Origin of the sequence: Methylobacterium sp. BE186, from assembly GCF_031457035.1 — a bacterium.
Classification (GTDB): Bacteria; Pseudomonadota; Alphaproteobacteria; order Rhizobiales; family Beijerinckiaceae; genus Methylobacterium; species Methylobacterium segetis.
Map to the genome: position 1 here is coordinate 119,054 of NZ_JAVDVV010000005.1, position 26,244 is coordinate 145,297.

Sequence of the window (26,244 nt, forward strand, 5' to 3'; positions counted from 1 at the left end):
CTCAGCGCCGCGCCGCACGCTCCCGCTTCAGGCCGTAGAGCGCCTCAAGCGCCTCGCGCGGTGTCATCGCGTCGGGATCGATCGCGTCGAGCATCTCGCCGAGAGCGTCGTCCGCGACCGGTGCCGGAGGCTCCGGCGGCGGAGGCGGGCTGAGGCTCGCGAACAGCGGCAGATCGTCGATGCGGGGGCGGCCCGGCCGGTCGCGCTCAGCCTTCTCCAAGCCCTTGAGAATGGCACCGGCACGGGCGATCACCCCCGGCGGCAGACCGGCGAGGCGGGCAACCTGCAACCCGTAGGAGCGTTCAGCCACGCCCGGAACCACCTCGTGGAGGAAGACGACCTCGCCCCGGTGCTCGGTCACCCTCAAGGTCGCGTTGTCGAGCCGCGCGAGGCGTTGGCTCAGGGCGGTCAGCTCGTGGAAATGGGTGGCGAAGAGAGACCGGCAGGCATTCGCCTCGTGCAGGTGTTCCAGGCAGGCCCAAGCGATCGAGAGTCCATCGAAGGTCGCGGTGCCGCGCCCGATCTCGTCGAGGATCACGAGGGAGCGGCGGCTCGCCTGGTTCAGGATCGCTGCCGTCTCCACCATCTCGACCATGAAGGTCGATTGCCCGCGGGCGAGGTCGTCGGCGGCGCCGACGCGGGAGAACAGACGGTCGACGAGGCCGATATGGGCGCGCGCGGCCGGCACGAAGGCGCCCATCTGCGCCAGCACGGCGATGAGGGCGTTCTGGCGCAGGAAGGTCGATTTGCCGCCCATATTCGGCCCGGTGATCAGCCGGATGCGGCCCCGCCCCTCGCCCGACAGGTCGCAATCGTTGGCGATGAACGGCTCACCCGTGCGCCGCAACGCCGCCTCGACCACGGGATGACGACCGCCTTCGACCGCGAAGGCGAGGCTGTCGTCCACGTGCGGCCGCGCCCAGCTCTGCTCGACCGCGAGTTCCGCGTGGCTTCCCGCCACGTCGAGCCCGGCGAGCGCCTCCGCGACCTGTGCCACGGTCTCCGTCTGGGCGAGCACCCGGGCCGCGAGATCCTCGAACACCGCGCCTTCGAGCGCGAGGGTGCGGTCGGAGGCGCCCGAGATCTTCGTTTCCAGCTCGCCCAGCTCGACGCTCGTGAAGCGCATCGCGTCGACCATGGTCTGGCGATGCACGAAGGTCTCGCGCATCAGCCCCTTCAGGCAGGACTCGCCCACGGCCTGCGGCACCTCGATGTAGTAGCCGAGAACGTTGTTGTGCTTGATCCGCAGCGTGCGGCAGCCGGTCTCCTCGGCGTAGCGGGCCTGGAGCGCGGCGATCACCTTTCGCGAATCCTGGCCGAGGAGGCGGGCCTCGTCGATCTCCGGGTGATAGCCCGCGCGCACGAAATTGCCGTCGCGCCGGTTGAGCGGAAGCTCGTCGGCGAGCGCGGCCCTCAGGGTCTCGACGAGATCGGCATCGGCTTCCGCCAAGTGCCTGGCGAGGCGCCCGAGGCCGTCCGGCAGCGCCTCGGCCTCGTCGAGCCGCCCGGCGATGATGCCGGCCGCGTCGAGCCCGTCGCGGATCGCGGCGAGGTCGCGAGGGCCGCCGCGCCCGAGGCCGAGGCGCGAGAGGGCGCGGGCGAGGTCGGGCGCGCGGGCGAGCGCGTCGCGCAGGGCTCGGCGCAGCACGTGATCCTCGGCGAGGAAGGCGACCGCCTCCTGGCGCCGCACGATGGCCTTCAGGTTCATCAGCGGCCCGGCGAGATGCTCTGAAAGGAGCCGCGCCCCACTCGCCGAGACGGTGCGGTCGATCGCGTCGAGAAGGCTGCCTGTCCGCTCGCCCGAGAGTGTCCGGGTGAGTTCGAGGTTGGCCCGCGTCGCCGCGTCGATCGAGAGGGTGGCGCCGCTCGCCTCGCGGGCGGGAGGGCTCAGGGGCGGGCGCGCCCCGATCTGGGTGCGCTCGATGTAGAGAAGGGCGGCGCCCGCGGCTGCGATCTCGGCCCGGGAGAAGCTGCCGAAACCCTCGAGCGTCGAGACGCCGAACTGCTCCTTGATGCGCCGCTCGGCGGAGGCCGGCTCGAGCTCGGCCTGCGCCAGCGGCGTCACCGGCGCCGTCACGTCCTGCCAGAGCCGCGCGAGGCCGGGATCGGCGTGGATCGTCTCCGACAGGACGATCTCGCGCGGGTCGTGGCGGGCGATGGCGCCGGCAAGCTCCGCGCCAGCCATCTCGCTCAGGGAGAAGCGCCCCGTCGAGATGTCGAGCGCCGCGAGCCCGTAGGCGAAGGAATCCTCCGAGAGCTTGCGGCGGCCGACGGCGAGAAGGAGGTTCGCACGGCCCGGGTCGAGGAGCCGGTCCTCCGTGATGGTGCCGGGGGTGACGAGGCGCACGACCTCGCGGCGCACCACGGATTTCGGGCCGCGCTTCTTCGCCTCGGCCGGATCCTCGGTCTGCTCGCAGACCGCGACCCGGTGGCCGAGCGCGATCAGCCGGCTCAGGTAATCGTCGGCCCGGTCGATCGGCACGCCGCACATCGGGATGTCGGCGCCCGCATGCTTGCCGCGCTTCGTGAGCACGATGCCCAGCGCCCGGGATGCGATCTCGGCGTCCTCGAAGAACAGTTCGTAGAAATCGCCCATCCGGTAGAACAGCAGGCAGTCCGGATTGGCGGCCTTGATCTCGATGTACTGGGCCATCATCGGCGTCGCGCCGGCCGCAGACGCAGACGTGGCGGACGCGCTCACGGCCTCGTCCGCGGGGTGGGCTCTCGCGATCGTTCGGACTGCAGCTTGGGCCATGTCCGCTTCATAGCAGAGCGGGCCGGCCGAATCAGGGCGGCGGATGGTTTCGGCTGGGGAGAAGGGAGCCGACGATGCGCCTCTCCTGTAACCGGGCCGTCGGCCTGGCCGCGAGCGCGATCTTGAACGATTTGTGCACGATCGATAGGCGGCCTCCCGAGGAGGAGCCCATGACCGAGCCGACGAACCCGCAGAAGCGCGCCAAGCGCCCGACCTTCACCGACGACGAGGCCCTGCATTTCCACGCACAGGGGCGGCCGGGCAAGCTGGAGGTCGTCGCCACGAAGCCGATGGCGACGCAGCGCGACCTGTCGCTCGCCTACTCCCCGGGCGTCGCCGTCCCGGTTCTGGCCATCGCCGAGGACCCCTCGCGGGCCTACGACTACACGGCCAAGGGCAACCTCGTCGCGGTGATCTCGAACGGCACCGCGATCCTCGGCCTCGGCAACCGCGGCGCCCTCGCCTCGAAGCCGGTGATGGAAGGCAAGGCGGTGCTCTTCAAGCGCTTCGCCGACATCGATTCGTTCGACCTCGAAGTCGGCACCGAGGATCCGGAGGCCTTCATCAACTGCGTGCGCTACCTCGGGCCGACCTTCGGCGGCATCAACCTGGAGGACATCAAGGCCCCGGAATGCTTCATCATCGAGGACCGGCTGCGGGAAGTGATGGACATCCCGGTCTTCCACGATGACCAGCACGGCACGGCGATCATCGCCACGGCGGGGCTCATCAATGCGCTCCACCTCACGGGCCGCGATATCGCCAGCGCGAAGCTCGTGGTCAACGGCGCGGGGGCTGCCGGCATCGCCTGCATCGAGCTCCTCAAGGCGATGGGCTTCGGGCACGAAAACGTCATCCTCTGCGATACCAAGGGGGTCGTCTACGAGGGCCGCACCGAGGGAATGAACCAGTGGAAGTCGGCCCATGCAGTGCGCACCGACAAGCGGACGCTCGCACAGGCGATGGAGGGCGCCGACATCGTCTACGGGCTTTCGGTCAAGGGGGCCTTCTCGGCGGACATGATCCGCTCGATGGCGCCGAACCCGATCATCTTCGCCATGGCGAACCCGGACCCCGAGATCACCGTCGAGGAGGTCGGCCAGATCCGCACCGACGCGATCGTGGCGACGGGCCGCTCGGACTACCCGAACCAAGTCAACAACGTTCTGGGCTTCCCCTACATCTTCAGGGGCGCGCTCGACGTCCATGCCAGCTCGATCAACATGGAGATGAAGATCGCTGCGGCCGAGGCTCTCGCGCATCTCGCCCGTGAGGACGTGCCGGACGAGGTCGCGGCCGCCTATCAGGGCGAGCGCCCGCGCTTCGGGCGGGATTACATCATCCCGGTCCCGTTCGACCCGCGCCTCATCCACACCGTTCCCCCCGCCGTGGCGAAGGCCGCGATGGCGACCGGGGTCGCCCGCAAGCCCATCGAGAACATGGCCGCATACCGCGACCGCCTCTCGGCGCGCCGGGATCCCGTCGCGGGCATCCTCAACCGGGTCTTCGAGGAAGTGCGCAAGGCTCCGAAGCGCGTCGTCTTCGCGGAGGGGGAGGAAGGGCTCGTGATCCGAGCGGCGCTGACCTTCGCCGACCAGGGCCTCGGGACCGCGATCCTGGTCGGGCGCGAGGATCGTGTCACGGCCAACGCGGCCGCGATGGGGATCGATCTGTCGCGGCGCGACACCATCGAGATCCACAACGCGGCGCTCTCCCACCGCAACGCCGAGTACGCGCAGGCCCTCTACGGACGGATGCAGCGCCACGGCTACCTGTTCCGCGACTGCCAGCGCCTGATCAATCAGGACCGCAACCATTTCGCGGCGACGATGGTGGCCCTCGGCGACGCCGATGCGATGGTGACGGGCGTGACCCGCAACTACTCGATCGCGCTGGAGGACGTGCGCCGCGTCATCGACGAGAAGCCGGGCCACCGGCTGATCGGCCTCTCGGTCTGCCTCGCCCGCGGCCGCACCGTGATGGTCGCCGACACGGCGATCACCGAGATGCCCTCGGCCGAGGAACTCGCCGAGATCGCCATCGAGGCGGCCGGCGCCGCGCGTCGGCTCGGCACCGAACCGCGGGTGGCGCTGCTCTCCTTCTCGACCTTCGGCCATCCGCGCGGGGAGCGCATGGAGAAGGTGCGGGAGGCCGTGCGCATCCTCGACCGGCGCGGCGTCGATTTCGTCTACGAGGGCGAGATGGCGGCGGATGTGGCGCTCGATAAGGAGCTGATGGCCCAGTACCCGTTCAGCCGCCTCAAGGAGCCGGCGAACGTGCTGGTGATGCCCGCGTTCCATTCCGCCGCGATCTCGACCAAGATGCTCCAGGAACTCGGCGGCGCCATGGTGCTCGGCCCCCTTCTCGTCGGCTTCGACAAGGCGGTGCAGATCGTGCCCCTCGGCGCGACCGATGCCGACCTCGTCAACATGGCCGCACTTGCCGCCTTCGACATCGGGGTCTGATCAGCCGAGACAGGGCCGGCGCGGGACGCCGGCCCTTCGAACCGACGGGCTTTGTCGACCGCTCAGTAGCGCGGGCCGCCCGACGTGGTGCCGCGCTGCTGCATGTAGCCGGGCCGCTCGGGGTTGCGGGCGTTCGGATCGCCGTAGCGCATGCGGTGCCGGTTGACCTGCCGGCGGTACATCCGGTGATGCTTCTTCCAATGATGATACCGGCTGTGGGCGACCGTCTCCGTCGCCGGTTCGCCGGCGACGAGCCCGGAGGCGGGCATGCCGGGCGCCGCGGTGGCGGCGGTGAGGCCGAGGCCGCCGAGCATCACGCCGGCCGCGAGGGTGAGAGCAAGCTTCGTCATCAAGTCCTATCCGTTAGGGCACGCCCGCGGCGCATAGACCCGACAAGCTGTCTCGACTATTTAGGTTCCGGATAGACCTGAGTTTTCGGTGGAATATACGCTTTTCATGACAGAGGAATATAAATTCCTCTCGGACGTGGCGTGGATATACAAGTACAAACGTGCATAGTCATAAAGCCCCTCTATTTCTGGTTGCAAAACGTGCCCTGCGGCCGCATGCGCTGGCGTGATGCCCGCCTCTGCAACCTTCGCCGCCGCTCCCTTGCCGATCGACGCCGTGCTGCCCGCCCTGACGGGGGCGCTGCGCGGCCGGAACGCGGCCGTGCTCGTCGCTCCGCCCGGAGCCGGCAAGACCACGCGGGTGCCTCTCGCCCTCCTCGACGAGCCGTGGCTCGCAGGGCGGAAGATCGTGCTCTTGGAGCCGCGTCGCCTCGCGGCCCGCGGGGCGGCGGAGCGGATGGCGTCGACGCTCGGCGAGCGCGTCGGGGACACGGTGGGCTTGCGGGTGCGGCTCGGCTCGAAGATCTCGGCCCGCACCCGCATCGAGGTCGTCACGGAAGGTGTTTTCACGCGCATGATCCTCGACGATCCGGAATTGTCCGGTGTCGGCGCGGTACTGTTCGACGAGTTCCACGAGCGATCGCTCGACGCCGATCTCGGGCTTGCCCTCGCCATCGACGCGCAGGGGGGGCTCCGCGAGGATCTCCGTCTGCTCGTGATGTCGGCGACCCTCGACGGCGCGCGCGTGTCCCGCCTCATCGGCGAGGCGCCGATCCTCGAATCGGAGGGCCGCGCGTATCCCGTCGAGACCCGTTACGCCGATCGCGATCCGAACCGCCGGATCGAGGACGCCATGACGGACGCCATCCTGCGGGCGCTTCGCGCCGATCCCGGCTCCATCCTCGCCTTCCTGCCTGGCCAGGGGGAGATCCGTCGGGTCGCCGAGGCGCTCGCCGGCCGCGTCGGGGCCGAGACCGAGATCGCGCCCCTCTACGGCGCCCTCACCCAGGCCGAGCAGGACCGGGCGGTGGCGCCCGCGCCGCCCGGCCGCCGCAAGGTCGTGCTGGCCACGAGCATCGCCGAGACCTCGCTGACCATCGAGGGCGTGAGGATCGTGGTCGATGCCGGCCTGTCGCGGGTTCCCGTCTACGAGCCCGGCATCGGCCTCACCCGTCTCGTCACGGCCCGGGCGTCGCGCGCTTCCGTCGACCAGCGCCGCGGCCGCGCCGGCCGGACCGAGCCCGGCATCTGCTGGCGCCTCTGGTCGGAGGCGGCGACGAACGCCCTCGACCCGTTCGGGCGCCCCGAGATCCTGGCGGCGGACCTTGCCGGCCTCCTCCTCGACTGCGCCGCCTGGGGCGTCGCGGATCCCGCGACCCTCGCCTTCCTCGACCCGCCTCCGGCGCCTGCCCTCAAGGAAGCGCGGGACATGCTGCGCGCCCTCGCCGCAATCGACGACGACGGGCGCCTGACGCCGGTTGGCGCGCGGCTTCGCGCCCTGCCCCTGCCGCCACGCCTCGCTCGAATGGTGGTGAGCGCGGCCGAGGCCAATCATGCGCAGGCCGCGGCCGATCTCGCCGCGGTTCTCGTCGAGCGCGGCCTCGGCGGAGATGGCACCGACCTCGCGGAGCGGGTCGACCGATTCCACCGAGAGCGGGGCGGACGCGCCGCCGACATGCGGCGCCTCGCCGAGGGTTGGGCCCGGCAGGCGGGCGCCGGATCCCGGGACGGAGCGGCGCCGGGGACGGGAGCGCTCCTGGCGCTGGCCTATCCCGACCGGATCGCCCGCGCCCGCGGCCGGGACGGCGAGTTCGTGATGGTGAACGGCCGGGCCGGGCGCCTCGATCCCGCCGCCTCCCTCGCCCGCGAGCCCTTCATCGTTGTGGCGGATCTCGCGGGTGCGGCAGCCAATGCGCGCATCCTGTCCGCGGCCGCGATCGACGCCGATACGATCGAGACGCTGTTCGCCGATCGGATCGAGGCCTCGACGAACGTGGTGTTCGATCCCGCCTCGCGTGCCCTGCGTGCGCGCGCAGCCCGGCGTCTCGGTGCTATCACGCTCGGCGAGCGCACCCTGCCGGTGCCGGCCGACGAGACGAGCGCGGCCATCCTCGCCCGCGGCCTCGGCGAGACCGCACTCGACGCCTTGCCGTGGACGCCGGCACTCCGGCAACTCGTCGCGCGCATCCGCTTTCTGCGCGGTGCCGAGGGCGAGGACTGGCCGGACCTCTCGGACCGGCACCTCGCGCAGAGTGCTGCCGACTGGCTGGCGCCCGCGATCCTCGGGCGGACGAGCCTCGACGCGGTGACGGCCGACGATCTCGGGCGCGCCCTCGACGCGCTCCTGCCCTGGACCCTGCGCGCCCGCCTCGACGCGGAAGCGCCGACCCACGTCACCGTGCCCACGGGTTCACGCGTCCCGATCACCTACGAAGCGGAGGCCGAGCCGGTCCTCGCCGTGCGTGTCCAGGAATTGTTCGGTCTCGACCGGCATCCGGTGATCGGAGGCGGACGCGTTCCCCTCGTCCTGCACCTGCTCTCCCCGGCCTCCCGCCCCATTCAGATTACCCGTGACCTGCCGGGGTTCTGGCGCGGCTCCTGGGCGGCGGTCCGCGCCGAGATGCGCGGGCGATACCCGCGTCACCCCTGGCCGGAGGACCCCTTGAGCGAGGCCCCGACGCGTCGCGCGAAGCCGCGGGGGACCTGAACGCCGCTCGCCCGCCCGGAGATCGCGGCCGGCGCCGGCCGGGCCCGTATCGGTCTCAGTGCGGCCGGCGCCGATCGATCACCTGCTTGGCGGCCTCGAATGCCTCGTCCGCGTCGAGCTCCGTCGTGTCGAGCACCACGGCGTCGGCGGCGGCCTTCAGGGGCGCCGTCGCGCGCGAGGCGTCGCGGGCGTCGCGCGCCTCGATATCGGCGAGGATCACGGCAAGCGTCGTCTCTTCGCCGCGCAGAACCAGCTCGCGGTGGCGGCGGCGGGCGCGCTCAAGGGCCGAGGCCGTGATGAAGAGCTTCACCTGCGCGTCGGGACAGACCACCGTGCCGATGTCGCGTCCGTCGAGTACGGCCCCGACCGCGTTCCCGGCGAAGCGCTGCTGCCAAGCGAGGAGCGCCGCGCGCACGGCCGGCACCGCCGAGATGCGCGAGGCGGCCTCGCCCATGGCGCGCTCGCGAAGCCGCGGATCTGCGAGCCTGTCCGCGATCAGCGAGGCGGCGGCGTGGGCGGCCGCAGCCTCGTCGTCGAGGGCGCGCCCTGCATCAAGCATCGCCAGCGCGACGGCGCGGTAAAGAAGGCCGGTATCGAGGTGGGGCAGCCCGTAATGAGCGGCGAGGCGCTTGGCGAGCGTACCCTTGCCCGACGCGGCCGGCCCGTCGATCGCGATCACCATCGGTCCGCTCACGCCACGACCTCTCCGCGGATCTCGGCCCCAAGCCCCCTCATCGTCGGCAGGAAGCTCGGGAAGCTCGTGGCAATCATGGCACCGTCATCGACCGTTACGGCTTCGCGGGTGGCGAGGCCGAGAACCAGGAAGGCCATGGCGATGCGGTGGTCGAGATGCGTCGTCACCTTGCCGCCGCCCTTCGGGGGGAGGCCGTCGCCGGTGACGATGAGGTCGTCGCCCTCGATCGCGTAGGCAATGCCGTTCTGCGCAAGCCCGTCGGCCACCGCGGCGAGGCGGTCGGATTCCTTCACCCTCAGCTCGTGGAGCCCGTTCATCCGGGTCGGGCCATCGGCAAAGGCCGCCGCCACGGCCAGAATGGGATATTCGTCGATCATCGCGGGCGCGCGCTCGGCCGGCACATCGACGCCCTTCAGGCGGCTCGCGCGCACGCGCAGATCGGCAACCGTCTCGCCGCCCTCCTCGCGCTCGTCGAGCCGCTCGATCTCCGCGCCCATCTCGAGGAGGGTAGTGAAGAGGCCGGTCCGCAGCGGGTTCATCATGACGCCGCGGATGGTCACGTCCGAGCCCGGCACGATCAGCGCCGCGACGAGCGGGAAGGCCGCAGACGACGGGTCGGCCGGCACCACGACGTCGGTGCCGCGGAGTGTCGGCTGGCCGGTCAGCGCCACGGCGCGCCCATGCCCGCCCGGCCCGTGCGGGGTCACCGCGACCTCGGCCCCGAACAGGCGCAGCATCCGCTCCGTGTGATCGCGCGTGGCCTCGCGCTCGATCACCGTGGTGACGCCCGGCGCGTTGAGGGCGGCGAGCAGCACGGCCGACTTGATCTGCGCCGAGGCTGCGGGCGTCTCGTACGTGATCGGGATCGCCTCGCGCGGGCCGCGCAGGGTCAGGGGCACGCGGCCGCCCTCCGCCTCGCCCAGCACCTCGGTGCCCATGCGCACCAGCGGGTCGAGGATCCGCCGCATCGGCCGCTTCCGCAGCGAAGCGTCGCCGTCGAAGGTGGCGGTCACGGGCTGCCCGCCGACGACGCCCATCATCAGTCGCGAGCCTGTGCCGGCATTGCCGAAATCGAGCGTCTCGGCCGGGTCGCTCATGCCGCCGATGCCGACACCGCGCACGAGCCAGCGGCCCTCGCCGAGGCGCTCCATGCCGGCGCCGAGCGCGCGTGCGGCAGCGGCGGTTCGGAGCACGTCGTCGCCCTCGAGCAGGCCCTCGACGCGTGTCTCGCCGATCGAGAGAAGGCCGAGGATCATCGCCCGGTGCGAGATCGACTTGTCGCCCGGCGGCCGGAGCGAGCCCGTCAGGGGCTTGCCCGGAGCGGCGGTGAGGGGCTGTGGCTCGGAATCGTGGGACACGGGTATCGGCCTCGCTGGAGGGCGGTGGCGGGCCGTTATCATGCGCGCCGCCCGGCGTCATCCGGCAGGTTCTGCGCGCGGCTCCGAACGGCGCCGGCCCGCGTGCGAAAATCCGCCGAAGCCCCGCGGGCGCCTCGGGAAACGGCCCCATTTGACACGGGCGCGCCGCGCGACTAACGGGGCCCCTCTCCCAGACCCCACCGTCAGAGGTTTTCGCCCGTGGCCAGACCGGAACTCGGCATCAAGCGCCAATGCATGAGCTGCGGCGCGAAATTCTACGATCTCGACCGCGATCCCGCGATCTGCCCGAAATGCGGCACTGTCTATCAGGCCGTCGCCACGAGCCGCGTCGCCGCCCCGGCGCTCGCCGCCCGCTCGACCGACGAGGATGACGACGCGGAAGAGAAGAGCGGCCCGGAGATGGTCTCCCTCGACGAGGTCGAAGCGGCCGAGGACGAAGCCGACACCACGACGGACGACGATTCCAGCGACGACGCGGATGCCGGCGACAGCGACGACGATACGTTCCTCGAGGAGGAGGATACGGGCGATGACGACGTCTCCGACCTGATCGACGGCGACATCGAGAACGACGAGGAAAGCTGAGGCGCGCCAGCCCCGCGCCCCTCTCCCCGCACCCTGAGGCGGCCGGCGAAAAACGGCTCCGCTCGGTGAAAAAAGGGGTTGAGTCCGGGCCGGGAGCCGCCTATAGAACCGGCCTCGCCGGCGGGCTCTACGGACCCGGCGGCGAGACGAACTCCGCGGGCGCTTCCAGCCGCCGCGGTGGATAGAGTGGGGCCTTAGCTCAGCTGGGAGAGCGCTTCCATGGCATGGAAGAGGTCATCGGTTCGATCCCGTTAGGCTCCACCATCCCCTCCTTCTCGACGAATTCCTGAACCTGGATCTTTTCGCCGACAGCTTCTATCGCGGTGCATCATCACCTGCGAAGGTACGCGCGTGAGACGGGCTGCCTATATCCGAGCTGCGATGGCGATGCTTGTTCCGGCCGTTCCCGTCCATGCCGAGGCGCCCGGCGCATCGTCGGACGAGGTCGTCCGACCCACTCCCGACGCGGCTGAGGCGGCGATCCTGATCGAGACGCTGAAAGCCCGGCTGCTCACGGGGCCGAGCGCCACCTCCGTCCTGGAGGCTTGGTGCGCGGAGCGCGGACTCGCGGCGGAGCCGCGGCTCGTCGCGCGCCGGGAAAGCGGGCCGGAGAAGCCGTTGAGCGCGGCGCAGGCCCGGCGCCTCGACCTCGCGCCCGGCGAGCCCGTGCGCTACCGCCGCGTCAGGCTCACCTGCGGCGAGCACGTGCTCTCCGAGGCCGACAATTGGTACGTACCAGGCCGCCTCACGGCCGCGATGAACGCCGCGCTTGCCGACAGCGACACGCCGTTCGGACGCGTGGTGCGGCCGCTGAGCCCGAGTCGGCGTAATCTGGGGGTCCGCATGATCTGGCAGGCTGCCTTCGGGCGGGTGCCCGGGCCGGACGAAGCGCTCTTCGCCGTGGAGGCCGTGCTCTCGACCGGCGACGGCGTCCCGTTCTGCGAGGTCGCCGAGACCTACCGGGGTGCCGTCCTCGGACGCCGCTGAGGCATCGGCCTCACCTGCACGTGCATACCGGAAGTCCGAAAACCGTCGCCGAGCCCTCCGCAACGCGATTGCGCCACCGGGCGCCGATCTTGCCGGGGCACTCTTGCCGAAGCCAGACCGGGAACGCTAAAGCTCGACGAAGGTCCATAAGGATACCAACGGGAGGAACCACCATGACGATGCCTCGCGCGCCGCGCCTCATCCCCACCCTCCTGCTCGGTTTCCTTGCTCTCGCACCGGCCGCTCAGGCCGCCCCCGATGCCACCGGCGTCTGGCTGACGGAGACGGGGGATTCGAAGGTGCGGCTCAGCCGCTGCGGCGGCGGCATGTGCGGCACGATCGTCAGCACGTCGGGCAAGGGCATCGACGAGAACAACCCGAACCCCGCGCTGCGCAGCCGCAGCGTCGTGGGCGTTCAGATCGTCAACGCGACGACGCCGACCGCGGACGGCTACGAAGGCACGCTCTACAATCCGAAGGACGGGAAGACCTATTCCGGGAGCCTGAAGGTGACCGGCCCGAGCACCCTCGAGGTCGCAGGCTGCGTGATGAGCGTGTTCTGCAAGCGCCAGACTTGGAAGCGGGTGAACTGAGGCGCCATCACCCACACAAGCAATCGTCGGCCCCGGCTGCGGAAGCCGGGGCCGGGAACCGTCAGGCCGCCGCGGCGAGAGCGTCCGCGATGGCGGCGAGCGCCGCCTCCGCGCCCGCCCCGTTGGGGCCGCCAGCCTGGGCCATGTCCCGGCGTCCGCCGCCGCCCTTTCCGCCGAGGTGACCGGCACCGGCCCGCACCAACCCGACCGCGTCGTAGCGTTCCGTCAGATCCTCGGTGATGCCGACGACGAGGCCGGCCTTGCCGTCTGCGGCGACGCCGACGATCGCGACGATGCCAGAGCCGAGGCGGCTCTTGCCCTCGTCGGCGAGGCTCTTGAGATCGCGCATCTCGACCCCCTCGACCACGCGAGCCATCAGCTTGACGCCGTTGACCTCGCGGGCCGCATCATCGCCCTGGGTGCCGCCGCCCATGGCGAGCTTCTTGCGGGTCTCGGAGAGCTCCCGCTCCAGGCGGCGGCGGTCCTCCATCAGTGCGGAGAGCCGATCGGCCGCGTCAGAGACCGGCGCCTTCAGGAGGCCGGCCAGCGCACTCAAGGCGCGGCTCTCCTCGGCCCGGTGACGACGCGCGGCATTGCCCGTCATCGCCTCGATGCGACGGACGCCGGCGCCGACCGCGCTCTCGCCCACCACCGTGATCTGGCCGATGTCGCCGGTGCGGGCGGCGTGCGTGCCGCCGCAGAGCTCGATCGAGAAGTTCGGCAGGCGTCCGCCCTCGGTCTCGATGCCGGCATCGTCCACAGGCCGGCCCATCGAGACCACCCGCACCTCGTCGCCGTACTTCTCGCCGAACAGGGCGCGGGCCCCCGACTCGATCGCCTCGTCGACCGCCATCAGCTTCGTGACGACGGGCGCGTTCTGCAGGAGAACGGCGTTCGCGATATCCTCGACGGCGCGGAGCTCGGCCTCCTCCATCGGCTTCGGATGGCTGAAGTCGAAGCGCAGACGCTCGGGCGAGACGAGCGACCCCTTCTGGGCGACGTGGTCGCCGAGCACTTGGCGCAGCGCCTCGTGCAGCAGATGGGTCGCCGAGTGGTTGGCACGGATCGCGCTGCGCCGGGCGTGCTCCACCTGCAACTCGACGGCCTGACCCAGAGCGAGGCTGCCCTCCTCGACGGTTACGTGGTGGACGAAGAGGTCGCCGAGCTTCTTCTCGGTGCCGGTGACGCGCGCCTTCAGGCCGGCCGCGACGATGAGGCCGGTATCGCCGACTTGGCCGCCCGATTCCGCGTAGAACGGCGTCTGGTTCAGGAGGACGAGACCGCTCTCGCCGGCCTTCAGCGTCTCGATCTCGGCGCCCTCGCGCAGAAGGGCGGTCACGATGCCCTCGGCGGTCTCGGTCTCGTAGCCGAGGAACTCGGTCGCGCCGACCCGCTCCCGGATCGCGAACCAGACCGTTTCGGTCGCGGCCTCACCCGAGCCCGACCAGGCGGCGCGTGCCGCCTGCCGCTGACGCTCCATCGCCGCGTTGAAGGTCGCCGTGTCGACGCCGATGCCGCGGTTCTTGAGGGCGTCCTGCGTCAGGTCGAGGGGGAAGCCGTAGGTGTCGTAGAGGGTGAAGGCCGTCTCGCCCGAGAGGTTCTGGCCTTCCGTCAGATCGCGGCTCTCCGCGTCGAGGATGGCGAGGCCCCGCTCCAGCGTGCGCCGGAACCGCGTCTCCTCAAGCCGCAGCGTCTCGGAGATCAGGCTCTCGGCCCGCATCAGCTCGGTGTAGGTCGGGCCCATCTCGCGGACCAGCGTCGGCACGAGGCGATACATGACGGGCTCACGGGCGCCGAGGAGCTCGAGGTGGCGCATCGCCCGGCGCATGATCCGCCGCAGCACGTAGCCGCGGCCCTCGTTCGAGGGCAGCACCCCGTCCGCGATCAGGAAGGAGGTCGAGCGCAGGTGGTCCGACACGACCTTGTAGGAGGCCGCGGTCTCAGGCGTCGGCGCGCGGCTGACGGCATGGGCCACTGCATCGATCAGGGCGCGGAACAGGTCCGTCTCGTAGATCGTCGGAACGCCTTGGAGGATCGACGCCATGCGCTCCAGGCCCATGCCGGTGTCGATCGAGGGCCGCGGCAGCGGCTGGCGCTCGCCCGGCGTCACCTGATCGTACTGCATGAAGACGAGGTTCCAGAATTCCAGGAACCGGTCGCCGTCCTCGTCGAGGGAGCCGGGCGGGCCGCCCGCGAAGCCCGGCCCGCGGTCGATGAAGATCTCCGAGCAGGGACCGCAGGGGCCGGTATCGCCCATCTGCCAGAAATTGTCGGAGGTGCCGATGCGGATGATCTTGTCGTCCGAGAAGCCGGCGATCTTCCGCCACAGACCGGCCGCCTCGTCGTCGTCCGCGTAGACGGTGACGAGCAGAGTCTCGGGCGAGAGACCGAACTCCTTGGTGATCAGAGTCCAGGCGAGTTCGATCGCCTCGGCTTTGAAGTAGTCGCCGAAGGAGAAATTCCCCAGCATCTCGAAGAAGGTCAGGTGCCGCGCCGTGTAGCCGACATTGTCCAGGTCGTTGTGCTTGCCACCCGCGCGGACACATTTCTGCGCCGTGGTCGCCTTGGTGTAGGGCCGCTTCTCGACGCCCGTGAAGACGTTCTTGAACTGCACCATGCCGGCGTTCGTGAACATCAGCGTCGGGTCGTTCTTCGGCACGAGCGAGGAGGAGGGCAGCACGGCGTGGCCCGCCTTCGCGAAGGTGTCGAGGAAGGTCGACCGGATCTCGTTGACGCCGCTCATCGAAATAGACTCTGTCCTGATCGGATCCTGCGCCACGCGCCTCACGGCGAAGCCTGGCTATCGTTCTTCGTCCTCATAAGGAGAGGCGCGGCGCAAGTCACGGGTGGTTTCTCGCGGGCGGTTTCGTGCCGGGGCTGCCTCGGGCTAGGAACGGCCGAGGTTCCACACATTTCCCGCCGAGGGTCCCGCCCATGCCGATCGAAGTCCGCCTTCTCGCCGTCGCCTGCCTGCTCGGCCTCGTCCACATCGTGGCGGCCTCCGCGAGCGGGCTGAGGCAGCGCGGCGGCCTCGCCTGGGCGGCGAGCAACCGGGAAGGCAAGGCGCCGGAAGTGACCGGCGCGGCCGCGCGTCTCGAGAAAGCGTCCAAGAACTTCTTCGAGACCTTCCCGCTCTTCGCCGCCCTCGTCCTCGCCTGCGCCGTCATCGGGCGGCACAACACGGCCGTAATCGCCGGGGCCTACCTCTACGTGATCGGCCGGGCCGCCTACCTGCCCATCTTCGCGTTCGGCATTCCCGTCATGCGCACGCTCGCCTGGGGCGTGTCGATGCTCGGCATCCTGCTGGTGCTCTGGGGCCTGTTCCTCAAGATTTTGCCCTTCGGCGGTTGACGCGAACGTGATGAGGCCCGCCGCGATCTCTCGCGGCGGGCCTCGGGATCCGTCCGGCGTAGCCTGCTGAGATCAGGCCTCGCCCTCTTCGAGATCGTCGGCGGTGGGTGTCGCGTTCTCGAGGATCCGCTCCGCGACCAGGCCGGAATTCTGGCGGATCGACGTCTCGATCTTGGCCGCGATGTCCGGATTGTCGCGCAGGAAGCCCTTGGCGTTCTCGCGGCCCTGGCCGAGCCGCTGGCTCGCGTGAGAGAACCACGCGCCCGACTTCTCGACGATGCCGGCCTTCACGCCGAGGTCGATGAGTTCGCCGACCTTCGAAACGCCCTCGCCGAACATGATGTCGAACTCGACCTGCTTGAAGGGCGGCGCGACCTTGTTCTTGACGACCTTCACGCGGACTTGGTTGCCGATCGCCTCGTCGCGGTCCTTCAGCGTCGAGATGCGTCGGATGTCGAGCCGCACCGAGGCGTAGAACTTCAGCGCGTTGCCGCCCGTGGTGGTCTCGGGGCTTCCGTACATCACGCCGATCTTCATCCGGATCTGGTTGATGAAGATGACCATGCAGTTCGAGCGCGAGATCGAGCCCGTCAGCTTGCGCAGGGCTTGGCTCATCAGGCGGGCCTGCAGGCCGGGCTGCGACTCGCCCATCTCACCCTCGATCTCGGCCCGGGGCGTCAGCGCGGCCACGGAATCGACGACGAGCACGTCGATAGCGCCCGAGCGGACGAGGGTGTCGGTGATCTCGAGCGCCTGCTCGCCGGTATCGGGCTGCGAGATCAGGAGGTCGTCGAGGTTCACGCCGAGCTTGCGTGCGTAGACGGGATCGAGGGCGTGCTCCGCGTCGACGAAGGCGCAGACACCGCCCTTCTTCTGGGCCTCGGCGATGGTGTGGAGCGCGAGCGTGGTCTTGCCCGACGATTCAGGGCCGTAGATCTCGATCACGCGCCCGCGCGGCAGGCCGCCGACGCCGAGCGCGATGTCGAGGCCGAGCGAGCCGGTCGAGATGGTCTCGACCTCCTGCACCTTGTCGGTCTTGCCGAGGCGCATGATCGAGCCCTTGCCGAAGGCGCGCTCGATCTGGGACAGCGCGGCGTCGATCGCCTTGGCCTTGTCCTTATCCATGCTCGGAGTGTCCACCACTTTCAGTGCGGCCTGGGCCATGCGTCGGCATCCTTATGCGTGGAAAGGGCGCGGTTCTCAATGCGCCCGGTTGCCGATTTGTGTACCTGTTTTGTTCTCATTCCGCAAGGGAGAGCACTTCCGTTCACCCGCATTTCTCACGGTGGTGACGGAGGTCGGCGTCCCGATCTGAGAGCCGTGCCGGCCTTCACGCCGACATCGTCTTCTTCACGGTCTCGACGAGTTGCTTCAGGCTGAAAGGCTTGGCCAGGAAGTTGAAAGCCTCGCCCTCCGGCAGATTTTTGCGGAAGGCGTCCTCGGCGTAGCCGGAGACGAAGATGACCTTCAGGCCGGGCTTGTGCTTCCGGATCTCTCGCAGCAGGGTCGGCCCGTCCATCTCCGGCATGACGACGTCGGACACGACGAGATCGATCTCACTCGCGCCCTCCTCCACGATCCGCATCGCCTCGGCACCCGAGGCGGCCTCCAGCACCGTGTAGCCGCGGGCCGATAGCGCCCGGCTGTTGACGGCCCGGACGGGGTCCTCGTCCTCGACGAGGAGGATGGTTCCCTGGCCCGTGTGGTCGGCGGACGGCTTTCGCACCTCCTTCGGCACCGCCGGCGCGGCCTCGGCCGGCTCGGCCGGGGCCGTTCCGACCGCGTCGGACGTGGCTGCCTGACCCGGCGGAACGAGCTTGGCGGAGGGGCTCGCGATGGCGATCGGCTCCGGGGCCGCCTCCTCGGCGGGCTCGTGGCGCGGCAGGTAGATCCGGAAGGCGGTGCCCTCCCCCACGGTCGACTGGACGTCGATCGTGCCGCCGCTCTGCTTGACGATGCCGAACACCGTGGAGAGACCGAGGCCCGTGCCCTTGCCGATATCCTTCGTGGTGAAGAACGGCTCGAAGATCTTCTCCATCAGCTCGGGCGGAATGCCTTCGCCCGTGTCGAGAACCTCGATCAGAACGTGGTCTCCGGCCGGCGCGCCGCCGCGCGCATCCGCTTCGGCCTGACCCGGCACGTTCGCCGTTCGCACGAGCAGGCGGCCGCCATTGGGCATGGCATCGCGGGCGTTGACCGCGAGATTCACGATCACTTGCTCGAACTGGTTCACGTCGGCCTTGACCGGCCAGATGTCGCGGCCGTGCTTCAATTCGAGGTCGACGCGCTCGCCCAGGAGGCGCTTGAGGAGGAGCGTCAGCTCGGAGAGCGATTCGCCGACATTCATTACCTCGGGCCGCAGGGTCTGGCGGCGGGAGAACGCGAGGAGCTGGCGCACGAGGCCGGCCGCCCGGTTCGCGTTCTGCTTGATCTGCATGATGTCCTGGAAGGCGGGATCGGTCGGCTTGTGGCTCGCCAGGAGCAGGTCCGAGTAGCCGATGATCGCCTGGAGGACGTTGTTGAAGTCGTGCGCGATGCCGCCGGCGAGCTGGCCGACCGTGTCCATCTTCTGGGTCTGCGCGACCTGCTGTTCGAGCTGACGCTGAGCGGTGGTGTCGAGGGCGTAGAGGATCACCCGCTCGCGATCGGCTTCGTCGAGGCTCTGGTCGGCGGCGGCGCCCTCGCCGCCCGCCGGGCTGAGCCAGACGCGCGCCGACCGATTGCCCGCGCCCTGCAGCGCGACCTCGATCGGCTGCACGTCGCTGAGGCCGCTCGCCGCCTTGGCCAGAGCGGCCTCGAGCGCCGCGCGGTCGCGCTCCGTCACGGTCTCGCCCATGCTCGGCTCGGGACCCGCCTCGGCCGCCCCGACCTCGATCGCCTGCCGGGGCATGGCCCCGAAGAGCCTGGCGAAGGAGGCGTTCGCGCGTGCGATCCTGCCCGTCCGGTCGAGGGTCGCGATGGCGATCGGCGAATTGTTGAGGAAGCGGGCGAGCCGCACCTCGGCCGCCCGCTGCGGCTCGTCGAACTCGGCGCCGGCCGAGCGGTTGATGACGAAGGTGCGCGAGGAGCCGGGCTTGCCGTCCTTGCCGAAGGCGACCCGGTGATAGAGGCGCGCGGGGAGCGAGTGACCGTTGCGCCGACGCAGATCGAGATCGAACCGGTCGGTACGAACCTCGCCGGGCATGCCCGCGGCACTCGTCAGGACGTCGGCGCCGGGCGCGATCTCCGACAGGTGGGGACCGCCGGGACCGACGGTGGCGAGGTCGTAGCCGAGCCAGGAGGCAAGCGTCGCGTTCATGTAGACGATCGAGCCGGCCGGATCGATCGAGAGGAAGCCCGCCGGCGCGTGGTCGAGGTAGTCGATCGCGTGCTGAAGTTCCTGGAAGACGTTCTCCTGCCGCTCGCGCTCATGCGTGATGTCGCCGACGGTCCACAGGGAGGATTGCCGACGCGGACGGCTCAACGCCCGGACCGAGATGCGGAACCACGCGAATTCCCGCTCCGCCGTGCCGCTCGGCGGCGGCGCCATCCGGATCTCCTCCGTGTGGCTGCGGCCCTCGCGCGCCGCTTGCGCGAGACGATAGACGGCCTCCGAGACCTCCGGCGAACCCACGAAGATCCGCTCCACCGAGCGCAGGTTCGAGAAATTGTCGCCGCCGGCGATCCGCAGATACGCCTCGTTGGCGTAGATCAGGCGTCCGCCCTCCTCGACCACCACGGTCGCCTCCGGTGCCGCGTCCACGATCGCCTTGGTGATGTCGTCGCGCGCGCCCTGCCCGCTCAGCTGGATCGCGCCGATGGCGAGGGCGAACAGGAAGAACACGCCGGCCATGGCCAGCAGCGCCAGCAGCCACACGATCAGGGACTGCGCCTGCTCGTTGGCGACGAACGAGAGGCCGATCGCGGCGCCGACGAGCAGGCCCGCCAGGACGAGGAGGAGCCCGACGCGGCCCGGACGCTCGGACCGGTCGATCGAGCCCGACACGGGCGCCGGTGATCCCATCAGCTCAGCCATCAGGCCTCAATCCACCCGTACGCGAACCGGTTACGCCCGAGCCTCCCCGGGCAGCAAGGGATTTGTCTCCGGAAGCTGCGGCGGACTTTCCCGAATAAAGGTGGACAAACAGTGGCTTTTCGGGATCGGCCGGCACGAATCACGTCCATAGCGGATCGGCATCCATCGCGGTCAGGCGGCGCGGCGGCGCAACCTCAGAACGAAGCCGATCACCTCGGCCACGGCCTTGTAGTGCTCGGCCGGGATCTCGTCATCGATGTCCACGGTGGCATGCAGCGCGCGCGCGAGCGGCGGGTTCTCGAGGACGGGAACGTCGTGTTCCGCCGCGACGGCGCGGATGCGCAGGGCCAGCGAATCCACGCCCTTGGCGACACAGACCGGCGCCTGCATGCCAGCCTCGTAGCGAAGCGCCACGGCGTAGTGGGTTGGGTTCGTCACGACGACGGTCGCGGTCGGGATCGCGGCCATCATGCGCTTCTTCACCCGTGCGGCGCGGAGCTGCCTCATGCGGCCCTTCACCTCCGGGCTGCCCTCGCTCTCCTTCATCTCCTGTTTCAGCTCCTCCTTCGACATGCGCAGGCGCTGGCGCCAGCGGTGGCGCTGATACAGCGCGTCGCCGAGTGTGATCACGAGGAACACGGCCAGGACCCCGCCCAGAAGCTTCAGGGCGAGCGAGAGGATGGCCGGCAGGCAGGAGCCTGGGTCGAGGCGGGCGAAGACCTCGAGCCGGTCGCGATCGCTCCACAGGATCGTACCCGCGACGACGCCGACCACCGTCATCTTGGCGAGGCCCTTGCCGAACTGGAACAGGGCTTCGGTGCCGAACATCCGCTTCAATCCCGCCATCGGCGAGAGGCGGTCGAGTTTCGGCATGATTGTCTCGGTGGTGAAGACGAGCGGATGCTGCAGGAGGCCGGCTGCCAGGATCGCCACGACGATGGCGCCAGCCGGAATTGCGAGCGCCTTGGCCCAGATCAGCAAGCCGCGGCCCGCGATCCCCGAATAAGCGTGTGGGTCGGAGGGCACGGCGTGCGCGTTCATCAGGAAGCCGCGCATCTCGCCGAGCGCCGCCTTGGCGAGTGGTCCGCCCGCCAGGAGCAGGACCAGGGTGAAGGTGCCCAGGATGAAGAAGGTGTTGATCTCGACGCTGTTGGCGACGTCGCCGCGCTCGATCGCCTGGTCGAGGCGCCGTTGTGTCGGCTCCTCCGTACGATCCTCGTCCTCGGTGCCCTCGGCCACGGTTCAGGCCTCCATTCGCGCGAGGCGGCTCAGCGACCGGTGAACTCCGCGAGGTAGCGGCCGAGATCGTCCAGGAAGACGCCCATCATCACGCCGAGGCTGCCGAGCAGGATCGCCATGCCGATCAGGATCGAGGCCGGTACCGCGACGAAGAAGACCTGCAATTGCGGCATCAGGCGCGACAGCACCCCGAGCCCGAGGTTGAACAGGATCCCGAAGGCGATGAAGGGCGCAGAGATCTGCACCGCGAGCGAGAAGCCGCGCCCGATCGCCTTCAGCGCCAGCATCGCGGCCTCGCCCATCCCGGGCGCCCCGCTCGGCGGCAGCACCGCGTAGCTGCGCCCGATCGCGTCGAGGGCGAGATGGTGCAGGTCCGCCGCGAGGATCAGGGTGACGCCGAGCAGCGTCAGGAAGTTGCCGAGCGCCGCCTGCTGCCCGCCCATCGTCGGGTCGACGGTCATGGCGTAGGAGAGCCCGAGCTGCTGCGAGACGATCAGCCCTGCGGTTTGGAGGGCGGCGATCACCATGCGGACGGCGAGGCCGAGCACCAGCCCGATCAGCGTCTCGCCGAACAGGAGCGCGATCAGGCCGGGACCCGCGAGCGACCCGTTCTGCAGCGGCAGGAGTGGGCGCACCGTCGGAAACAGGACCAGCGAGACGAGAAGCGCGAAGGCGAGACGCAAGCGCGCCGAGACGAGCTGCTCGCCGAGTCCCGGCATCAGCATGATCAGCGTGCCGACGCGCGCGAAGGTCAGGAGGTAGGCCGCCGCGATGCCCGGCAGGAGCAGGTTCATGCCGCTTCATAGCAGGGCGCGACGGCACCGTCTCAGCCACCCGCCGCGATGCGCGCGGCGATGCGCGTCATGTAGCCCGCCAGCGCGTCGCCCATGAAGGGCAGCATCAGGAGGAGGGCCGCGAAGACCGCGACGATCTTCGGGACGTAGATCAGCGTCTGTTCCTGGATCTGCGTCAGCGCCTGAACGAGGGAGACCGCGAGGCCGACGATGAGGGCGACGATCATCAGCGGGCCGGCGACCTTCAGGAACACGAAGATGCCGTCGCGGGCGACGTCGAGGATGGCAAGGCCGGTCATGGATGCTCTCGGAGGTGCGGCAGCACGGCGTCAGATCTGCATCCGCATGATCTCTTCGTAGGCCGAGATCATGCGATCGCGCACGGCGACGAGGGTCTGGAGGGCGGTCTCGCTCTCGGCGACGGCGGTGACGACGTCGACGACATTGGCCTTGCCCGCCGCGACGGAAAGCGCCTGCCCGTCGGCCCGTCGGCCCGCCTCGCCGACCGTGTCGAGGGCGGAGGACAGGAGCGAGGAGAAATTGCCGGCGCCCTGCGGCGCCTGAACGGATTGGGGAGCCTTGATGCCCCCGACATTCTGGACGGCGGCGTAAGCACCCGCCGCGAAGCTGCTCGTCGCCATGGCGGCCTCCCTACTTCAGGATCTCGAGGGTGCGGGAGATCATCCGGCGGGTCGCCGTGACCATGTTGAGGTTCGCCTCGTAGGAGCGCTGCGCCTCGCGCATATCCATGTTCTCGATGAGCGCGCTCACGTTGGGCATCCGCACCTCGCCCTTGGCGTCCGCGGCCGGATTGCCGGGGTCGTACTTCGCGCGGAACGGGGTCGTGTCCCGCCGGACCCGGCCCGCCTCGACGAGCGTCGCGCCCGTCTCCCGGTCGAAATGCTGGCTGAAGGTGGGGATCTTGCGCCGATAGGGCTCGGCGCTGGGGCTCGTGGGCGCCGAATCGGCATTGGCGATGTTCTCGGCGATGATCCGCATGCGTCCGGACTGCGCCTTCAGCCCAGAGGCCGCGATGGTGAGCGATTTCAGGAAATCCATGGCGCAGCCTCCTCAGCGATCAGCCCGCGGATCATCGCTTGCCGACCGCGATCTTCAGGGCGTCGAGGCTTTTCTGGTAGAGCGAGGCGGCGAGCTGATAATCCGACTGGTTGTCGCCGGCCTTCATCATCTCCTCCTCGAGGTTCACGCCGTTCCCGCTCGGGCGGATCTCGAAACCCTTGACCCGGCGCGGATCGGTACCCGCCCCCTCGGCGCCTGCCGGCACGATGTGCGCCTCGGAGGTCCGTGCGAGGCCGACGCCGCCGCTCCTCGCCTCGCCGGTCGTCCGATCGAAGTCGAGGCCCGCGAGATCGCGCGGGCGGAAGCCCGGCATGTCGGCGTTGGCGACGTTCTCGGCGATCAGCTTCTGGCGCGCCTGATGCCACTGCATCTTGGTCCGCAGCATGCCGAGGATCGGAAGATCGGTGACGGCCACGGCACGCCCTTGCAGGAACTCCGCCGGACAGGCTCCGCACGGTCGGCAAAATCTGCCGGGCTCATGGTTAACGTCGAGTTAAGCAACGATCCGAGGCTGCACTGCCGGGCCATGGCAAAGCTGTTAACGAAATCTTAAGGTTGATTGCCCGGTACCGCACCCGCCGTGATATTGGAGACGGATGTCGGATGGGGCGCTCCGCCCCGGCAACGAGAGAGTTTCGCTTTGTCAGCGTTCTTCGGCTCGGATGGCTCGTTCGTCCTCCAGTTTGCCATCATCTTCGTCGTCATCCTCGTGGTGCTGACGGGTATCGTCCTGCTCGGGAGGCGCTTCCTCGGCGGTAGTGGCCTCTCGGCCTCGGCGAAGGCCGGCGGGCGCGGCCGGCAGCCGCGGCTCGGCATCGTCGACGTGTACGAACTCGACCGCCAGCGCCAGCTCATCCTGCTGCGTCGGGACAATGTGGAGCACCTCCTGCTCGTCGGCGGCCCCAACGACGTCGTGATCGAGCGACATATCCAGCGCGGCCTGCGCGGCGAGACCGCGTTCCGGCCGGAGCCGATCGCGGAGGCGCCTTCCGAGATCGAGGCGCAACGCGGCGAGCCGCTGTTCGAGCCCGCCTTCGAGATGCCGGTGATCGTGCCCGGCCCGGATCGGGCGCCGCCCGTTTCGGTTCCCGTCGACGAGGCGGGCTTCGTACCGGCGCCGGAAGGGCCGCAGGGCGACCCGGCGACGCTTCCGCTCCCGCCGGAGGCGCCACCCCGTAGACCGGACGCTGCGCCGAAGCGGTCCCTGAGCCGCACCACGCCGCCCCTGATCAATCCGCGCCCAGACGTCGCGTCCGAGCGCGCGCGCACCGAGCCCGAATTCACCGCCACGTCGAGCGAGCCGCCGAGCCGTGGTCCAGAACCGGCCACCCCGCCCACTCCCGCCACTCCGGCCGTGCCGCCGCCGGTCTCGGCGCCGTCCGAGCCGCGCACCATCGACGCCAACATCCTGTCGGATATGGCACGCCAGCTTGAGATCGCGCTCTCGCGCCCCTCCTCCGGCGTGACCCCGCCGCCCGCCGCACCCGTGCAGCCGCGCCCGGCATCCCCGGCCGAGGCCGCCCCGAAGCCCCGGCCGCCGGCGCCGCCGTCCGCATCCGCGATCGACCCGATGGCGGCCGCGATGGCAGCCTCCCAGGAGGCTCCTGTCGGCGAGCCTGCGCAAACGCCGCAATCCAAGTCTTCCGAGCCTGCGGCGGTTGGGCCGGCTGATCCGAAGCCGTTCCTGCCCGAGCCCCCGCCGGCTGCCCCTCCGCCGTCAGCCCCTCCACCGGCGCCGCAGCCGGTGCCGGAGGCACCGCCGGCTACGAAGCCGACACAGGCCGCGACTCCGGCTCCTGCACAGAAGCCGGCCGCCGCGAACAACCCGTTCTCCGTCGAGGAGATCGAGGCCGAGTTCGCCCGCCTGCTCGGGCGGCCTCTCGACAAGAAAAATTGAGATCGACGCATCCGCTGGATCGGAGTGCAGCCCTCAAACGCTCATGGGTGAGGACAGGAGGGGGCTTCAGACGCCGGTATCCGCCGTCTCCGGCATGAGCGCCACCGCCAGGAGGCTGATCGCGGCAGCGGCGGCCAGATAGGCGCCGACGAGGCCGATGCCGCCCCACTCGACGAGCCGCTGGGCGAGGTAGGGCGCGCCGGAGGCGCCGATGATCCCGGCGAGATTGTAGGTGACCGAGGCGCCCGTGTAGCGAACACGGGTCGGGAAGAGCTCGGGCAGGAGGGCTCCCATCGGTCCGAACAGCCAACCCATCGCCAGGAGACCGAGGCAGAGGAACCCGAGGACCAGGGTTCCCTCTCCGCTGCCGAGCATCGGCCCGAGCAGGAGCCCGAGCCCCATCGTCGCGAAGAGCCCCGTGATCAGGACGGGCCTGCGCCCGAACCGGTCCGCGGCTGCGCCCGAGAGCGGGATGCCGAGTCCCATGAAGCAGACCGCCACGCACTCGAACATCAGGAAGACGGGACGCGAGAAGCCGAGGGACGTCGTGCCGAAGCCGAGCGCGAACACGGTCGAGAGATAAAAGACGGCGTAACAGGCCACCATCGCGAGCGTGCCGAGGATCGTGGCCCGGCGGTGCCGTGTCAGGATCGTGGCGAGCGGCACGCGCTCGGGCTCCGCCTGGGCCAGGGCCTGCCGGAAGAGCGGCGTCTCGGTGAGCTTCAGCCGCACGTAGAGCCCGACGCCGACGAGGGCGGCCGAGGCCAGGAACGGGATGCGCCAGCCCCAGGCCTGGAAACTCTCGGCGTCGAGGCTGAGGCTGAGCGTCAAGAAGGCGAGGTTCGCCGAGACGAACCCGACCGGCGCCCCGAGTTGCGGGAAAATGCCGTACCACGCTCGGCGTCCCGGCGGCGCGTTCTCGACGGCGAGTAGCGCGGCTCCGCCCCACTCGCCCCCAAAGCCGAGCCCCTGGCCGAACCGAAGCAGGCAGAGCGCGGCCGGAGCGAACCAGCCTGCCTGCGCGTAGGTCGGCAGACAGCCGATCAGCACGGTGGAGATGCCCATGATCAGCAGCGATGCGACGAGGGTCGCCTTGCGGCCGATCCGATCACCGAAATGGCCGAACAGCGCCGCCCCGATCGGGCGGGCGACAAAGGCGATGGCGAAGGTGGCGAATGCGCTGAGAAGCTGCACGCCGGGCTCCCCAGCCGGGAAGAAGCTCGGACCGATCACCAGGGCTGCGGCCGTGGCGTAGACGTAGAAATCGTAGAACTCGATCGCGGTGCCGACGAAGCTCGCGACAAGGATGCGGCGGGCGCCGGGTTGTGGAAGGTCGGTCATGGTCGCGGCTGA

The 26,244-nt window shown here is 70.0% G+C and carries 21 protein-coding genes and 1 tRNA gene; 8 read left to right on the forward strand and 14 right to left on the reverse strand.

What is annotated here, in order from left to right; all coding sequences use genetic code 11:
• Position 1 precedes the first annotated feature (1 nt).
• Complete coding sequence (mutS, locus tag J2X36_RS07695; RefSeq protein WP_405029749.1) at positions 2-2,755, reverse strand: DNA mismatch repair protein MutS; 2,754 nt, start codon at positions 2,753-2,755, stop codon at positions 2-4.
• Between the two features lie 170 nt (positions 2,756-2,925).
• Here mutS and J2X36_RS07700 point away from each other — a divergent pair, with 170 nt between their 5' ends.
• Positions 2,926-5,220 (forward strand): NADP-dependent malic enzyme, encoded by a 2,295-nt coding sequence (locus J2X36_RS07700; protein ID WP_310347843.1) that lies wholly within the window; start codon positions 2,926-2,928, stop codon positions 5,218-5,220.
• A 62-nt stretch (positions 5,221-5,282) separates the two neighbouring features.
• Here the strand turns inward: J2X36_RS07700 and J2X36_RS07705 are convergent, their stop codons facing one another.
• Positions 5,283-5,570 (reverse strand): hypothetical protein, encoded by a 288-nt coding sequence (locus J2X36_RS07705; protein ID WP_310347848.1) that lies wholly within the window; start codon positions 5,568-5,570, stop codon positions 5,283-5,285.
• Positions 5,571-5,799: 229 nt separating this feature from the next.
• Between J2X36_RS07705 and hrpB the strand changes: the two genes are divergently transcribed.
• Positions 5,800-8,277, forward strand: a complete 2,478-nt coding sequence (gene hrpB, locus J2X36_RS07710) for an ATP-dependent helicase HrpB (RefSeq protein WP_310347851.1) — start codon at positions 5,800-5,802, stop codon at positions 8,275-8,277.
• A 55-nt stretch (positions 8,278-8,332) separates the two neighbouring features.
• On the opposite strand, the gene cmk is transcribed toward hrpB, so the two are convergent.
• The gene (gene cmk / locus J2X36_RS07715; protein WP_310348349.1) at positions 8,333-8,959 is read right to left on the reverse strand and encodes a (d)CMP kinase; all 627 of its coding nucleotides are present in this window, start codon (positions 8,957-8,959) and stop codon (positions 8,333-8,335) included.
• Between the two features lie 8 nt (positions 8,960-8,967).
• Positions 8,968-10,329 carry a 3-phosphoshikimate 1-carboxyvinyltransferase gene (aroA, locus tag J2X36_RS07720; RefSeq protein ID WP_310347854.1) on the reverse strand — a complete coding sequence of 454 codons (1,362 nt, stop codon included), beginning with the start codon at positions 10,327-10,329 and terminating at the stop codon, positions 8,968-8,970.
• Positions 10,330-10,548: 219 nt separating this feature from the next.
• Here aroA and J2X36_RS07725 point away from each other — a divergent pair, with 219 nt between their 5' ends.
• The 4 genes from J2X36_RS07725 to J2X36_RS07740 all read left to right on the forward strand — a co-directional run bounded on the left by J2X36_RS07725 (position 10,549) and on the right by J2X36_RS07740 (position 12,515).
• Positions 10,549-10,935 carry a TIGR02300 family protein gene (locus tag J2X36_RS07725; RefSeq protein ID WP_132250291.1) on the forward strand — a complete coding sequence of 129 codons (387 nt, stop codon included), beginning with the start codon at positions 10,549-10,551 and terminating at the stop codon, positions 10,933-10,935.
• A gap of 188 nt (positions 10,936-11,123) precedes the next feature.
• A tRNA-Ala gene (locus J2X36_RS07730) sits at positions 11,124-11,199 on the forward strand.
• 117 nt (positions 11,200-11,316) lie between these two features.
• A complete protein-coding gene (locus J2X36_RS07735) occupies positions 11,317-11,922 on the forward strand; it encodes a hypothetical protein (RefSeq protein WP_310347857.1) in 606 nt (201 codons plus the stop codon).
• A 173-nt stretch (positions 11,923-12,095) separates the two neighbouring features.
• A complete protein-coding gene (locus tag J2X36_RS07740) occupies positions 12,096-12,515 on the forward strand; it encodes a DUF2147 domain-containing protein (RefSeq protein WP_165937760.1) in 420 nt (139 codons plus the stop codon).
• A gap of 61 nt (positions 12,516-12,576) precedes the next feature.
• Here J2X36_RS07740 and alaS read toward each other — a convergent pair whose 3' ends face one another.
• On the reverse strand, positions 12,577-15,258 hold the full coding sequence (gene alaS, locus J2X36_RS07745) for an alanine--tRNA ligase (protein WP_310347860.1): 2,682 nt from the start codon (positions 15,256-15,258) through the stop codon (positions 12,577-12,579).
• Between the two features lie 191 nt (positions 15,259-15,449).
• Here alaS and J2X36_RS07750 point away from each other — a divergent pair, with 191 nt between their 5' ends.
• A complete protein-coding gene (locus J2X36_RS07750) occupies positions 15,450-15,866 on the forward strand; it encodes an MAPEG family protein (protein WP_310347862.1) in 417 nt (138 codons plus the stop codon).
• Between the two features lie 72 nt (positions 15,867-15,938).
• On the opposite strand, the gene recA is transcribed toward J2X36_RS07750, so the two are convergent.
• The 8 genes from recA to flgB all read right to left on the reverse strand — a co-directional run bounded on the left by recA (position 15,939) and on the right by flgB (position 23,409).
• Positions 15,939-17,030: a recombinase RecA gene (gene recA / locus J2X36_RS07755; protein ID WP_310347865.1), complete on the reverse strand. Its 1,092-nt coding sequence runs from the start codon at positions 17,028-17,030 to the stop codon at positions 15,939-15,941.
• A 166-nt stretch (positions 17,031-17,196) separates the two neighbouring features.
• A complete protein-coding gene (gene cckA, locus J2X36_RS07760; protein WP_310347868.1) occupies positions 17,197-19,881 on the reverse strand; it encodes a cell cycle histidine kinase CckA in 2,685 nt (894 codons plus the stop codon).
• Positions 19,882-20,052: 171 nt separating this feature from the next.
• Entirely contained in the window at positions 20,053-21,120 is a 1,068-nt protein-coding gene (gene flhB, locus J2X36_RS07765; protein WP_310347871.1) for a flagellar biosynthesis protein FlhB, read from the reverse strand.
• 29 nt (positions 21,121-21,149) lie between these two features.
• On the reverse strand, positions 21,150-21,914 hold the full coding sequence (gene fliR / locus J2X36_RS07770) for a flagellar biosynthetic protein FliR (RefSeq protein ID WP_310347874.1): 765 nt from the start codon (positions 21,912-21,914) through the stop codon (positions 21,150-21,152).
• Between the two features lie 32 nt (positions 21,915-21,946).
• Entirely contained in the window at positions 21,947-22,213 is a 267-nt protein-coding gene (fliQ, locus tag J2X36_RS07775) for a flagellar biosynthesis protein FliQ (RefSeq protein ID WP_132252873.1), read from the reverse strand.
• 30 nt (positions 22,214-22,243) lie between these two features.
• Positions 22,244-22,555 (reverse strand): flagellar hook-basal body complex protein FliE, encoded by a 312-nt coding sequence (gene fliE, locus J2X36_RS07780; protein ID WP_132252876.1) that lies wholly within the window; start codon positions 22,553-22,555, stop codon positions 22,244-22,246.
• A gap of 10 nt (positions 22,556-22,565) precedes the next feature.
• Positions 22,566-22,973 carry a flagellar basal body rod protein FlgC gene (flgC, locus tag J2X36_RS07785; protein WP_132252879.1) on the reverse strand — a complete coding sequence of 136 codons (408 nt, stop codon included), beginning with the start codon at positions 22,971-22,973 and terminating at the stop codon, positions 22,566-22,568.
• 31 nt (positions 22,974-23,004) lie between these two features.
• Positions 23,005-23,409 (reverse strand): flagellar basal body rod protein FlgB, encoded by a 405-nt coding sequence (flgB, locus tag J2X36_RS07790; protein WP_132252883.1) that lies wholly within the window; start codon positions 23,407-23,409, stop codon positions 23,005-23,007.
• Between the two features lie 225 nt (positions 23,410-23,634).
• Between flgB and J2X36_RS07795 the strand changes: the two genes are divergently transcribed.
• Positions 23,635-24,891, forward strand: a complete 1,257-nt coding sequence (locus J2X36_RS07795; protein WP_310347884.1) for a hypothetical protein — start codon at positions 23,635-23,637, stop codon at positions 24,889-24,891.
• A 66-nt stretch (positions 24,892-24,957) separates the two neighbouring features.
• On the opposite strand, the gene J2X36_RS07800 is transcribed toward J2X36_RS07795, so the two are convergent.
• Positions 24,958-26,232 carry an MFS transporter gene (locus tag J2X36_RS07800; RefSeq protein ID WP_310347885.1) on the reverse strand — a complete coding sequence of 425 codons (1,275 nt, stop codon included), beginning with the start codon at positions 26,230-26,232 and terminating at the stop codon, positions 24,958-24,960.
• Positions 26,233-26,244 lie beyond the last annotated feature (12 nt).

What these genes read in the sequence shown, in the direction of transcription:
- fliQ (WP_132252873.1), bottom strand. Translation starts at nt 22,213, where the DNA reads ATGACCGGCCTTGCCATCCTCGACGTCGCCCGCGACGGCATCTTCGTG.
- J2X36_RS07800 (WP_310347885.1), bottom strand. Translation starts at nt 26,232, where the DNA reads ATGACCGACCTTCCACAACCCGGCGCCCGCCGCATCCTTGTCGCGAGC.
- flgC (WP_132252879.1), bottom strand. Translation starts at nt 22,973, where the DNA reads ATGGATTTCCTGAAATCGCTCACCATCGCGGCCTCTGGGCTGAAGGCG.
- fliR (WP_310347874.1), bottom strand. Translation starts at nt 21,914, where the DNA reads ATGAACCTGCTCCTGCCGGGCATCGCGGCGGCCTACCTCCTGACCTTC.
- recA (WP_310347865.1), bottom strand. Translation starts at nt 17,030, where the DNA reads ATGGCCCAGGCCGCACTGAAAGTGGTGGACACTCCGAGCATGGATAAG.
- J2X36_RS07750 (WP_310347862.1), top strand. Translation starts at nt 15,450, where the DNA reads ATGCCGATCGAAGTCCGCCTTCTCGCCGTCGCCTGCCTGCTCGGCCTC.
- J2X36_RS07705 (WP_310347848.1), bottom strand. Translation starts at nt 5,570, where the DNA reads ATGACGAAGCTTGCTCTCACCCTCGCGGCCGGCGTGATGCTCGGCGGC.
- J2X36_RS07700 (WP_310347843.1), top strand. Translation starts at nt 2,926, where the DNA reads ATGACCGAGCCGACGAACCCGCAGAAGCGCGCCAAGCGCCCGACCTTC.
- J2X36_RS07740 (WP_165937760.1), top strand. Translation starts at nt 12,096, where the DNA reads ATGACGATGCCTCGCGCGCCGCGCCTCATCCCCACCCTCCTGCTCGGT.
- fliE (WP_132252876.1), bottom strand. Translation starts at nt 22,555, where the DNA reads ATGGCGACGAGCAGCTTCGCGGCGGGTGCTTACGCCGCCGTCCAGAAT.
- mutS (WP_405029749.1), bottom strand. Translation starts at nt 2,755, where the DNA reads ATGGCCCAAGCTGCAGTCCGAACGATCGCGAGAGCCCACCCCGCGGAC.
- hrpB (WP_310347851.1), top strand. Translation starts at nt 5,800, where the DNA reads ATGCCCGCCTCTGCAACCTTCGCCGCCGCTCCCTTGCCGATCGACGCC.
- cckA (WP_310347868.1), bottom strand. Translation starts at nt 19,881, where the DNA reads ATGGCTGAGCTGATGGGATCACCGGCGCCCGTGTCGGGCTCGATCGAC.
- alaS (WP_310347860.1), bottom strand. Translation starts at nt 15,258, where the DNA reads ATGAGCGGCGTCAACGAGATCCGGTCGACCTTCCTCGACACCTTCGCG.
- J2X36_RS07735 (WP_310347857.1), top strand. Translation starts at nt 11,317, where the DNA reads ATGGCGATGCTTGTTCCGGCCGTTCCCGTCCATGCCGAGGCGCCCGGC.
- cmk (WP_310348349.1), bottom strand. Translation starts at nt 8,959, where the DNA reads ATGGTGATCGCGATCGACGGGCCGGCCGCGTCGGGCAAGGGTACGCTC.